Origin of the sequence: Pseudoalteromonas sp. PS5 (assembly GCF_004103255.1) — a bacterium.
Taxonomy (GTDB): domain Bacteria; phylum Pseudomonadota; class Gammaproteobacteria; order Enterobacterales; family Alteromonadaceae; genus Pseudoalteromonas; species Pseudoalteromonas peptidolytica.
In genome coordinates, this window is sequence record NZ_RCSQ01000173.1 from 1 (window position 1) to 12486 (window position 12486).

The 12486-nt window shown below is 41.9% G+C and carries 10 protein-coding genes; 6 read left to right on the forward strand and 4 right to left on the reverse strand.

The window, feature by feature from the left end; genetic code table 11:
- Nucleotides 1-1181: 1181 nt before the first annotated feature.
- Together D9603_RS18780 and uvrB are read left to right on the forward strand one after the other, a co-directional pair.
- A complete protein-coding gene (locus tag D9603_RS18780; RefSeq protein ID WP_128732452.1) occupies nt 1182-2558 on the forward strand; it encodes an MATE family efflux transporter in 1377 nt (458 codons plus the stop codon).
- Complete coding sequence (uvrB, locus tag D9603_RS18785) at nt 2558-4561, forward strand: excinuclease ABC subunit UvrB (RefSeq protein ID WP_128732453.1); 2004 nt, start codon at nt 2558-2560, stop codon at nt 4559-4561. The genes D9603_RS18780 and uvrB overlap by 1 nt, the downstream gene beginning before the upstream one ends.
- 72 nt (nt 4562-4633) lie before the next feature.
- On the opposite strand, the gene D9603_RS18790 is transcribed toward uvrB, so the two are convergent.
- Both D9603_RS18790 and D9603_RS18795 read right to left on the reverse strand, forming a co-directional pair.
- Nucleotides 4634-5227, reverse strand: coding sequence for a porin family protein (locus D9603_RS18790; RefSeq protein WP_125251576.1), 594 nt, complete (start codon nt 5225-5227; stop codon nt 4634-4636).
- Between the two features lie 138 nt (nt 5228-5365).
- On the reverse strand, nt 5366-5728 hold the full coding sequence (locus D9603_RS18795) for a hypothetical protein (RefSeq protein WP_128732454.1): 363 nt from the start codon (nt 5726-5728) through the stop codon (nt 5366-5368).
- A 261-nt stretch (nt 5729-5989) separates the two neighbouring features.
- Here D9603_RS18795 and D9603_RS18800 point away from each other — a divergent pair, with 261 nt between their 5' ends.
- Nucleotides 5990-6493, forward strand: a complete 504-nt coding sequence (locus D9603_RS18800) for a winged helix-turn-helix domain-containing protein (RefSeq protein WP_128732455.1) — start codon at nt 5990-5992, stop codon at nt 6491-6493.
- 56 nt (nt 6494-6549) lie between these two features.
- Nucleotides 6550-7263, forward strand: a complete 714-nt coding sequence (locus D9603_RS18805; RefSeq protein ID WP_128732456.1) for a Sir2 family NAD-dependent protein deacetylase — start codon at nt 6550-6552, stop codon at nt 7261-7263.
- Between the two features lie 4 nt (nt 7264-7267).
- On the opposite strand, the gene D9603_RS18810 is transcribed toward D9603_RS18805, so the two are convergent.
- Nucleotides 7268-7921 carry a hypothetical protein gene (locus D9603_RS18810; protein ID WP_128732457.1) on the reverse strand — a complete coding sequence of 218 codons (654 nt, stop codon included), beginning with the start codon at nt 7919-7921 and terminating at the stop codon, nt 7268-7270.
- 144 nt (nt 7922-8065) lie between these two features.
- Between D9603_RS18810 and D9603_RS18815 the strand changes: the two genes are divergently transcribed.
- Nucleotides 8066-8914: an HDOD domain-containing protein gene (locus tag D9603_RS18815; RefSeq protein WP_128732458.1), complete on the forward strand. Its 849-nt coding sequence runs from the start codon at nt 8066-8068 to the stop codon at nt 8912-8914.
- Nucleotides 8915-8975: 61 nt separating this feature from the next.
- Here the strand turns inward: D9603_RS18815 and metK are convergent, their stop codons facing one another.
- Nucleotides 8976-10127: a methionine adenosyltransferase gene (gene metK / locus D9603_RS18820; protein WP_125251582.1), complete on the reverse strand. Its 1152-nt coding sequence runs from the start codon at nt 10125-10127 to the stop codon at nt 8976-8978.
- Between the two features lie 259 nt (nt 10128-10386).
- On the opposite strand from metK, the gene tkt reads away from it, so the two are divergent.
- The gene (tkt, locus tag D9603_RS18825; RefSeq protein ID WP_125251583.1) at nt 10387-12381 is read left to right on the forward strand and encodes a transketolase; all 1995 of its coding nucleotides are present in this window, start codon (nt 10387-10389) and stop codon (nt 12379-12381) included.
- Nucleotides 12382-12486 lie beyond the last annotated feature (105 nt).

Below are 12486 nucleotides of genomic sequence, written 5' to 3' on the forward strand. Positions count from 1 at the left end.
AACCAACTGAGCTAAGGGGGAAGCGTGTCTCTCAACGGGGCGAAATATTAATGACGACATTGCAAGGTGTCAACTACTAAAATCACAGAAACGTAAAAAACTCTATTAAGCGATGAATTTATGCACTATTTGAGGTCTTTTTGTGACTTTATGACATTGCAGTGTACAAATTTGCGCTATGAGTTTAACGCTATTAGCAGTGAAACTGTTAAATTATCACGCGCCCGTATTTTAGCTCTTCATATCTATTAGGTCATTTCTTGTTCTGTGGCTTCAATTTTACGATAGAATTTATGAGTGAAGAAAATTAACATATCTCAATGGTGTTGTATGTATATACAGTGTTGAGTGGGGTTTTATGTATTTTTTGAGCGTTTTGCTTGAATAATACGCTTAACAGCTTATTTTATGATGTTTACTTACGATCTGTGGTTTGTAGTCAGGAAGCCAAAGTTGTGATCATTATAATCTATGTGAGGCGCGGTATTGGCCTGGTAATGAATGCAACCATATGTAGTTTGTTATCCCCACCTAGTGAGATTAAAAATCAAAGGGTTACATTTAATCCTATAAAAAACAATGTTTTGTATGGGTTTCCCTTCAAGTTTTTGCTGAATATTCAATAATGTTGAGTCAAGGTTAGTATAGAGATCCAATTTGATCCAGTTACGATTCTAAATGCGATCATTTGGGAGAGTGGTAGGATCGCATTTTGGATAGGCTGGATGCCTTTATTCTATTGGCTTGGCGAGACTTATCCACGGAATCTGTGGATAACATTGTTTATTATTATTTGAGAAGTATTGCAAGACTATGAAATTAGGGCGCTATAGAGGTTGCAAGTAAATTTTGAAAAATATTTAATGTTTTAAATATCAATGGGTTATATTTATTTGGAAGTTTTTGTTTATTTGTTGTTCAGTATGAAGCTTTTATGAACTTTCAAGCCATAGGGCTGTGCAAAAAACATGCTGCTTTAGCGCTGGTATTGTAACTTTTTTGTCAAAACTAGTGGATTCGTAATTCTTAGCAAGAAACATCACTCCCTTAATATTTATTTAGGTTTTAATGGCAAATATTCGCTATTTTTATTTTGCACAGCCATGTTGACGTATCCTGCATAGCGTCAACGTGTTGAATAGCATACAATGAGCCGCTTAACATATCAGAAATAGGTTGTTATGACTCAAGCTAAGTCTAATTTCAATGGTAATGATATCCTTCATGGTGATATTGGGGCAACGTTAAAGCGCATGACGATCCCAATGATATTCGGCATGATCACCTTAATGACCTTCAATCTTGTTGATACCTTTTTCATTAGTATGCTCGGCACCGAGCCGCTAGCCGCTATTAGTTTTACGTTTCCGGTCACTTTTACCGTAATTAGTTTGGCCATCGGATTAGGAATAGGCACTTCCGCTGTTATTGCTAAAGCGCTGGGTAGCAACTTGCTCGAGGAGGCTAAGTTTGACGCTGCCGTTGCAATCATCATTTCGGCGTGTTTTGTTTCGATGCTTTCACTGTTGGGTTTCACCTTTGTTGACGAAATATTTATCTTGCTAGGTGCAAGTCCGGTCGTCATGCCTTTTATTCATGATTACATGTCGGTGTGGTTTATCGGCTCTATTTTGCTAATTACGCCAATGATTGGTAATTCGGTTTTACGTGCCAGTGGCGATACCAAGACACCGAGCCTCATCATGGCTCTTGGCGGCTTAGTAAATGCAGTGCTGGACCCGATATTAATCTTTGGCCTTGGGCCTATTGAGCCGATGGGGGTTAAGGGGGCAGCGGTTGCAAGTGTGTTGTCGTGGAGCTTGGGCGTTAGTATTATTCTATACTTACTGATTGTTAAAAAGCGCTTGATTTCTTTATCTGCAAAATACGCGAGTTTTTTTGCTGTGGCGCAAAAAATTCTAAAAATAGGATTACCAGCAGCGGGGGCGAACATGTTAACGCCATTAGCGATGGCGGTGATGACGGCGGTGATAGCCAGTTATGGGCCTGAAGCGGTTGCAGCTTTTGGTGTGGGCAGTCGTATCGAGTCGATAGCAAGCCTTGTAGTATTAGCGTTATCAATGACGTTACCCCCTTTTATCAGCCAGAACTTTGGCGCTAAGCACTATCAACGTGTTCGCGATGCGTATACACACACGCTTAAATTCGTACTCGGTTTTCAATTTTTTGTGTATATCTTATTGGTATTGAGCGCCTACTATATTAGCCATACTTTTGGCAATGAGCCCGCTGTCGTTGAAACTATCCAGTTATTCATCTACATCATGCCATTAGGATATGGCTTACAAGGGGTGATCATTTTAACCAACTCATCGTTTAATGCTTTGCACAAACCAATGAATGCACTCATGCTTAGTATTATTCGATTGTTTGTGTTTTATGTACCTATTGCCTATCTAGGCTCCCAGCTCGCAGGCTTACCTGGGCTATTTGCAGGGGCTGCTTTAGGTAATCTGTTTACGGCAGTGATAGCTTATAACTGGTTTAAAAAAGCAATTGATGAGATTGTGCAAAGTGAGCTTCAAAAGGAGGCGTAATGGAAGATAAATTTCAGCTGGTTTCTGAGTTTAAGCCAAACGGCGACCAACCAACGGCGATAGCTCAGCTTTGCGATGGTCTAGCGAGTGGGCTTGCGCATCAAACTCTGCTAGGTGCCACAGGAACTGGTAAAACGTTTACCATGGCTAATGTGATTAATAATCTCAATCGCCCGACGATTATAATGGCGCATAACAAAACTTTGGCTGCACAGTTATATGGCGAAATGAAAGAGTTTTTTCCTCATAATGCCGTTGAATACTTTGTCTCTTATTATGACTACTACCAGCCAGAAGCCTATGTGGTTGCGAGTGATACGTTTATTGAGAAAGATGCTTCGATTAATGAACATATTGAGCAAATGCGACTTTCGGCAACGAAGGCACTACTTGAGCGCAGAGATACTATTATAGTGGCGTCTGTTTCAGCTATTTACGGCCTTGGCGACCCCGACTCATATATGAAGATGATGTTGTTACTCAAAGTCGGGGAGACGATTGATCAGCGTGATATGCTCAGAAGGCTTGCTGAACTACAGTACACACGAAATGATATGGATTTTAGTCGAGGCACATATCGTGTTCGTGGAGAGGTCATTGATATTTTCCCTGCTGAATCAGAAACCATTGCCGTTAGAGTGGAAATGTTTGATGATGAAATTGAGCGGATCAGCCTATTTGACCCGTTAACAGGTGCTGTTGAAAAGCATTTGATCCGAGCAACCATTTACCCGAAGACACACTATGTGACACCGAGAGAAAAGATCCTTGATGCCATTGAACGGATCAAGCTTGAGTTAAAAGAACGCCGAGCGCAACTACTGGATAAAAATCGCTTAGTAGAAGAGCAGAGGGTTGCTCAGCGTACTCAGTACGATATTGAAATGATGACCGAGCTTGGCTATTGTTCTGGTATTGAAAACTACAGTCGTTATTTATCGGGACGAGCTCCGGGTGAACCACCACCGACACTTCTAGATTATTTGCCGGACGATGCGTTGATGATAATTGATGAATCTCATGTTACCGTCTCGCAAGTTGGGGCTATGTATAAAGGCGACAGAAGTAGAAAGGAAAACTTAGTCGAATATGGCTTTCGATTACCATCAGCACTAGATAATAGACCATTAAAGTTTGAAGAATTCGAGGCGATTTCACCACAAACGATATATGTGTCAGCAACGCCTGGAGATTATGAACTGGACAAATCCAGAGGGGATGTTGCGGAACAAGTGATCCGTCCTACTGGTTTGCTGGACCCTGAAGTGGAAGTGCGACCAGTTGCAACCCAAGTCGATGATCTTTTGTCAGAAATCTATCAGCGTGTAGGTGTTAATGAGCGAGTACTGGTCACAACATTGACCAAAAGAATGGCTGAAGATCTCACCGATTATTTGAACGATCATGATGTTAAGGTACGTTATTTACATTCAGATATCGATACGGTGGAGCGAATGGAGATCATTCGAGATCTGCGCAAAGGCGTGTTTGATGTGTTGGTAGGTATAAACTTGCTACGAGAAGGCTTGGATATGCCTGAGGTTTCCTTAGTCGCAATTTTGGATGCGGATAAAGAAGGGTTTTTGCGTTCAACACGTTCATTGATCCAAACCATAGGCCGCGCAGCACGTCATCTTCATGGCAAAGCCATCTTATATGGAGACAGAATCACCAATTCAATGCGTCAGGCCATTGATGAAACTCAAAGGCGCAGAGAGAAGCAACAAGCGTATAATGAAGCGAATGGCATCATACCGACGGCGTTGAACAAAAAGATCACTGATGTGATGGATTTAGGCGAAGAGGTTGCAGACGATCAGGTTGTAGATATTGACGTTAAGTTCAAGCCTGGCATGCCAGCCATGGATGCAAAAGAAATAGCAAAAGAAATCGATAGGCTAGAAGCCCAGATGATGAAGTTTGCCAAAGAGCTTGAATTCGAAAAAGCGGCTCAAGCACGAGATCAGGTGCAAATTCTACAAAAACGTTTGATTAAAGCGTAGTGAGGGGTTGCTGCTACAGAGCATAAAAAGCATGTGAGAGTCACATGCTTTTTTATTGGTCGGGGAGTTACTTTAGAATCGATAGCTTATACCTAACGCTAAGTTAGAGGTATCTAAATCACCCATATCAAGGTATTTGTAGCCAAGGTTAACTGCCATGCCATTGTCCCAGTCATATTGCCAGCCCGCTTCTGCAACAAATCCTATCCCATCATCGCTGACCAATTTGGTATTACCTTGAGTGATCTCGTAGTCATAATAGTTGGCACCTAATTTACCGTAGAAGTAGCTATTGTCCGAGACTTGATAATAGCCTTTCGCGGCAACGACAAAGTTGTCAAAGTCGAGGTTGTTTGCACCTAAACCGAACAAGGTTTTATTGTTTTGGGTGCAGATGAATTTGCGGTCGTTTTCATCCTTACATTTCCAGTCATCAAGATCTTCTCCACTGTTGTATCCTACCTCTAAAGCGAAAATTGGGGTGAAGTGATAGTTATAATATAAATAGGCTTGACCAACACCGTCACCGTCTTGATTGGAACTTTTATAAGAAGCTGAGCCACCAGAAATATCCAAACCAATGCGATGAGTTTCATTACTTTGTTCAGCAAACGAAGATAAGCTTGTTGCTAGCAATGCAACAGATAAGAGCGCGTTAAATTTCATAATCAATGTCCGTTATAGTTAACTTGAGGACAGTATAAGCAGGGCGGTTGTCAAGGTCTGTTGTAGGGCTGTCATAAAATGTAAGAAGACGTCTGTTTTTATGGCCTTTATTTTACAAATAGCGACAGTCTTAGTTGGCTAAATGGCATTTTGTTGGGCTTTTAACTGGAGATAATTCACTATCGTCATAACTGTTAATGTTGCTGCTATAAATGCACTCCACACGTGATGGATCACGATATGGCTGGCTATAAATAAAGGAAGGTCGTGCCAACCATCAATAAGTAGTAATTTGGCGAGCAAGATAAGGTACCCGAGTAGCTGGGTGATGAGCGCGATTTGATAGAGTTGACAAAACTTGGTCTTAACCGCTGAGCGCAGCTCAATAATATTGCGCTTAATAAGTAACAAAAAGCAAGCTGCAAGCGCTATCGTTAAGCCACTTAGCCCCAGTAATGAAGTCTTAATTAACACGATAGAAAAAGCGAAAGCAACCAGCATAACTAAGCTCACAAGTTATTGAGTGGTAAGCTTATATGCAGTTAGGTTTATAGTCTATTCGATTTATTCTAAGGATTTGGTAGTGATTTTCTGAATGATCACTCTATACTAACCCTCGATTTTATCAATAGTTTGTAAACCGATGTAACATTGCTATATATTTTAGTTGTCTGTTTAGCTATAAATGCAATGCTATGTTGTAGCACACACAAATAAAACAATAATTATTACAGTTATTAAGACCAAGTTGGGACTAGGGAAATGAAATTCGCTTTTAAGGATTTTTTGTTTGATAGCAAAGAACTTAAGCTTTATAAAGATGATCGAAAGCTAAACCTAAAACAAAAACCCGCTCAGATTTTAGAGCTATTTTTATCTGCTCCACAAACCATTCACAGCAAAGAAGACATACTAGAAAAAGTATGGCCAGACAGAAAGGTGACTGATCAGGTTGTTTTTCAAAATATAGGCCATTTAAGAGCGCTGTTTGGTGATGATGCGATCAAGACTTTTTCGCGTAAAGGGTATCAGTGGCAAATCCCTTGTAGCGCTTTCGATGGAACCGTTGAGCCAGAATCACAACCAAAAACAACGGAAACAAGTGAGCCAGCTTCGGATGTTTCTGAATCTGCTGACACACCAAAAAATCAACATGATAGTCAAGTTGACACGATAACAGCAGCGAAGCCTAGCAATAAGTTACCATTGTATGTTGCAGCGACGATTGCAATCGTTGCGCTGGTTGCATACTTTGTTTTAATCTAATCAAGTTTGTGATAACTCGTGTTTAGGTTGAGTCGATTTTTACAGATGGTAAACCAATGAAAACGTTATATATCACCGGAGCAGGGGTCAGCGCGCAAAGCGGTATTCCAACATTTCGAGGTGAAGATGGCTTTTGGACAATAGGTTCTGCTAACTATACACCTCAAGAAATGGCTACTCGCGCGATGTATAAATCCAATCCCGGAGAATTTCTAAAGTGGTATTACCATCGTTTTGTTAGCTATCGCAACCATGGACCAAACCCTGTACATCAGTGGCTGAGTGATAAAAATGTTATCACGCAAAACATTGATGGTCTTGATGGTAAGGCTGGAAACAAACAGTATATCGCTGTGCATGGTCGAGTAGATCAAGTAACGTTGTTTCATACTCAAGGTGAGTCGGTTGAGCGTTATTCTGCACCTTGGGATGACGTTGATGAAAGTCAGTTAGCTGAGTCATTGTTAGCGGTGTTTAAGATCCCTAAGAATGGCCCGCAAAAAGGTCACTCACTAAAGCCTTATGTGTTGTTATTTGACGAATATTACACTGACCTTTATCAGATCAGCGAAGCGCAACGCAGAATGTATAGCGCAGAACGGATAATATTTATGGGTACTTCGTTTAGTGTGAATATTACGCAAATGGCATTAGATATTGCTAGACAAAACAACATTCCAATTGAAGTGGTTGATCCTAACCCCATTCATCTATTATACAGCAACGTCACTTATCACCGTATGACTGCAGCGGAGTATATTTCAGACTAATCTGTTAATGGTTTGATTTATAGTATGTCGCCAAGAGAAACTGCTTATAGTCACTTAATCGATTTTGCTGTCGTAAGTGTGACTCAATGACCTTGGCATTACTAGCTTGAATGTCGGTTTGTCTGCGTTCCACTTCAATTAACCCCAATAGCGCACTTAGCTCTTGGATTGCGAGTGCATCAATATTGGCATTAAAAGCTAAATAACACTCTAGCGGGGTCAACTGCTTGTCATTTCTATGACTAAGGGCGTTTTGTAAGATTTCTCGACTTTCGAACAGTAACAGTGTTTTTAGATAGTTAAGGCCATTTTCCGATGCCGCAACGGTTGATAAGAATACATGCAAAATGGTATTTCCCTGTTGGTTGCTGCACATAATTTGCGACGATAGGATAAGAGGAGACGAGAAAAAAGAGAACTTTTCCAACGAATTGATTGCACCTAGTAGCGGCGTTGGAAATTCGCCAACTTGGAGACAAAGCGTTGCGATATCTTGGTAATGGCCGTACAAGGCATCATTATTTTGTGCGCTTTGAAATAGAAATTTGAGTACTTCTACTTTTCCCTCAGTAGTGGACTGACAATACATCGCTTGTATTTTGGTGATATCTGCGCTTTTCAAAGCCAGTAAAAACGGCGTTAGGCTGTTTTTCGACATCAATTGTAACCTTGTATCATTATTTTCGTCATATCATAGTTTAGCAGCTGTCTAGTTTGCGCCAAAGCCTAGTGATTTGTACAGAGATACTGCAAATATTTCTTGATGAACTAAACTTTGGAATATCTAAGCTGAGGTAGCCCAATGATCGATATAGACGACAAAGTGCTAAATGATTTACGTGGTGGATTTAACCTACCTGCTAAACCTGAAATCCTGCAAGCACTTCAAAATGAATTATCAAAATCTGAACCTGAATTATTTGCTGTTGCAAACATAATTGCTGCAGATGTCGGTGCGTCTGCTGCGGTATTAAAAGTGATAAATTCACCTGCCTATGGCCTTGCTCGTACTATTACAGATATACGACAAGCGGTGATGTTTTTGGGAGTAACTTGTATTACGCAGTTGGTAACAGGGTATTTGCTTAAAAACGCATTTGAGCAATCAAAGTGCTGCATTTCGTTGCAGCAATTTTGGGACAATGCAGCTGATATATCAAAGGCTGCACTTGTCGTCGGTCACTACTTAAAGTCTTCATTACCTTTAGAGAATTTACAATTACTGGGGCTATTCCATGATGCTGGGATCCCTGCAATGGCGGTAAAATATCCTGACTACGCTGAGGTGATAAAGCTATCAATAGAACGGCCAGAACGAACACTGATTGATTATGAGCAGCAGAAATATCCAGTACCACATACAGTGGTTGGGTATTTTTTAGCAACCTCATGGCACTTACCCAGAGAAATATGCCAAATGATTTTACGTCATCATGATGTCAGTTACCTTGAAGAATCAGAAAAAAATGCCCAGCATGCACAAACATTTGCTGCTTTAAAGCTCGCTGAAAACCTATGTTTTGAGGCAAAGCACTTTAGAAGTTCAGCAGATTGGCACTTGTTTAAAGACAAAGTCATGATTGAACTTAATATTCATGAAGACGAATATCAAAACTTAAAAGATGATGTTGATGAGGTATTTATCGGGTGAACATACTTTGTCTGGACAACAAAAAAGGCGCATATAGCGCCTTTTCTCTGAATAGCAGGGCTTATAGACCTGCTGCTGCACGTAGTGCGTCAGCCTTATCTGTTGCTTCCCATGGGAACTCTTCACGACCAAAGTGGCCGTAAGCAGCAGTAGGTTGATAAATTGGACGTTCTAGGTCAAGCATTGTGATCAGACCATAAGGACGTAGGTCGAAGTGTTCACGGATAAGCTCGATTAGACGAGATTCCTCAAGCTTAGCTGTACCGAATGTTTCAACGCTGATAGATGTAGGCTCTGCCACACCGATTGCGTAAGACACTTGGATCTCACACTTGTCTGCAAGGCCTGCTGCAACAATGTTCTTCGCAACATAACGTGCCGCGTACGCTGCAGAGCGGTCAACTTTTGATGGATCTTTACCAGAGAATGCACCACCACCGTGACGAGCCATGCCGCCGTAAGTATCTACGATGATTTTACGACCAGTTAGACCACAGTCACCCATAGGACCACCGATAACGAAACGGCCAGTTGGGTTGATGAAGAACTTAGTCGCTTCAGTGATAAGCTCAGCTGGTAAAGTCGGCTTGATAATAGTTTCCATCACTGCTTCTACTAGGTCGTCTTGCGATACTGAGTCACAATGTTGAGTAGATAAAACCACAGCGTCGATACCAACCGCTTTACCATTTTCGTATGCAAATGTTACCTGAGACTTAGCGTCAGGGCGTAGCCAAGGTAATGTACCGTCTTTACGAACTTGTGCTTGGCGTTGCACTAAACGGTGTGAGTACGTAATTGGCGCAGGCATAAGTACGTCAGTCTCGTTACACGCGTAACCAAACATTAGACCTTGGTCACCAGCACCTTGCTCTTCAGGGCGAGTACGATCAACACCTTGGTTGATGTCTGGTGATTGCTTACCAATGGTATTTAGGATTGCACATGAATCCGCATCAAAACCCATGTCAGAGTGGGTATAACCAATTTCACGCACAGTTTTACGAGTTAATTCCTCGATATCAACCCAAGCGCTAGTCGTGATTTCACCACCAACCATAACCATACCGGTTTTAACGTAAGTTTCACACGCAACACGTGCTTTTGGATCTTGCTCAAGGATGGCATCTAGAACCGCATCAGAGATCTGATCGGCGATTTTATCCGGATGACCCTCAGAAACAGATTCAGAAGTAAATAAATGTTTAGCCATTGTATTTATGCTCACAAATATTGCGCTTCACAAACATCAGGAACAGCGCGAAAAATTAAGGGGCGTATTCTAACCAAAAAACCTACCCATTGACTAGTTATTTTACGCCTAGACGTCCAAAATTGTTCAATCTTTTTTAATGGCCAGAAAAAGTCAGTCTGTACCTGTTTTTTTATGGTCTTTGCCGTTGCAGTAGGCCATATAAATAAGTAAGAATGGGTTCAACCCCCGCGAAACACATTTAAAGGTAGGAGAATTCATGCCATCTCGCAAAGAACTTGCTAATGCAATTCGCGTTCTTTCCATGGACGCTGTACAAAAGGCCAAGTCTGGCCACCCAGGAGCCCCTATGGGCATGGCGGACATCGCAGAAGTACTTTGGCGCGACTTTCTAAAACACAACCCAAGTAACCCTGAATGGGCAGATAGAGATCGTTTTGTATTATCAAACGGTCACGGCTCAATGCTTATTTATTCATTGCTACATTTATCGGGTTATGATCTATCAATCGATGACATTAAAAACTTTCGTCAGTTACATTCCAAAACGCCAGGTCACCCAGAGTATGGCTATGCACCAGGAATAGAGACGACTACTGGCCCACTTGGTCAGGGTATCACTAATGCGGTAGGTATGGCGATTGCTGAAAAAGCCTTAGCTGCGCAGTTTAACCGCGAAGATTATGACATCGTAAACCATTATACCTACACCTTCTTAGGTGATGGTTGTTTGATGGAAGGGATTTCACACGAAGCATGTTCGTTGGCAGGTACACTTGGACTTGGCAAACTCATTGCGTTTTGGGATGACAACGGTATTTCAATCGATGGTGAAGTCGAAGGTTGGTTTAGCGACGACACACCGAAGCGTTTTGAATCGTACGGCTGGCATGTCATTGCAGACGTTGATGGCCATGATAGCGACGCGATTAAAGCCGCAATTGAAGCGGCTCAAGCTGAATCTGACAAACCAACGCTTATTTGTTGTAAAACCGTTATTGGCTATGGCTCACCAAATAAATCTGGCAGCCACGATTGCCACGGTGCACCGCTTGGTGACGATGAAATCAAAGCTGCTCGTGAGTTCCTTGGTTGGGAGCACGGTGCATTCGACATTCCTGAAGATATCTACGCGAAATGGGATGCAACAGCGCGTGGTCAGAACCAACAAAGCGAATGGCTAATCAAGTTTACTGAGTATCAAATGCACTACCCAGAGCTTGCCGCTGAATTTGAACGCCGTATGAAAGGTGATTTGCCAGCAGATTGGTCAGAAAAAACAGAAGCGTATATCGCTGAACTACAAGCGAATCCGGCAAATCCTGCAACGCGTAAAGCATCACAAAATGCCTTAAACGCTTATGGCCCAATTCTTCCTGAGTTTATGGGCGGCTCTGCTGACTTAGCGGGTTCTAACTTAACGCTTTGGGATCAGTCAAAAGGTTTAACAGCCGAAGACGCAGCGGGTAACTATATCTTCTATGGTGTACGTGAATTTGGTATGTCTGCCATTATGAATGGTATTGCGCTACACAAAGGCTTTATCCCTTATGGTGCAACATTCTTAATGTTTATGGAATACGCACGTAACGCGGTACGTATGGCTGCATTAATGAAGCAAAGAAGTATTTTTGTCTACACTCATGACTCAATTGGTCTTGGTGAAGATGGTCCAACGCACCAGCCTGTTGAGCAAATGGCAAACTTACGTACCACCCCAAATCTTGCAAGCTGGCGTCCATGTGACCAAGTTGAGTCTGCAGTTGCTTGGCAGCAAGCAATAGAGCGTGCCGATGGTCCTTCTGCCCTAGTGTTTACCCGTCAAGGGCTAGAGCAGCAACCTCGTACTGCTGAGCAAGTAGCAGCTATTAAGCAGGGTGGTTATGTACTGTCTTGTGATGGTGAACCGGAAATCATCCTGATTGCAACGGGTTCAGAAGTACAGCTTGCGGTTGAATCTGCTGATAAACTGCGTGCAGATGGCAAAAAAGTACGCGTTGTGTCTATGCCTTCAACGGATATTTTCGATGCACAATCTGCAGAGTATAAAGAAAGCGTTCTACCAAGTTCAGTAACACGCCGTGTTGCAATTGAAGCAGGTATTGAAGACTTCTGGTACAAGTATGTAGGGTTGAATGGGGCAATCGTTGGTATGACTACCTTTGGTGAGTCAGCACCAGCAGGTGAGCTGTTTAAACTGTTTGGCTTTACTGTCGAAAACATCGTTGAGAAAGCAAACGCATTATTTGCATAAGCGATTAAAAAGAAATAAAAAAACCCATGCACTGCATGGGTTTTTTTATTGTTATAGCAATTCTATTCAGTAAGTCGTGCGTCAATTATACCAATTTTCTTAATT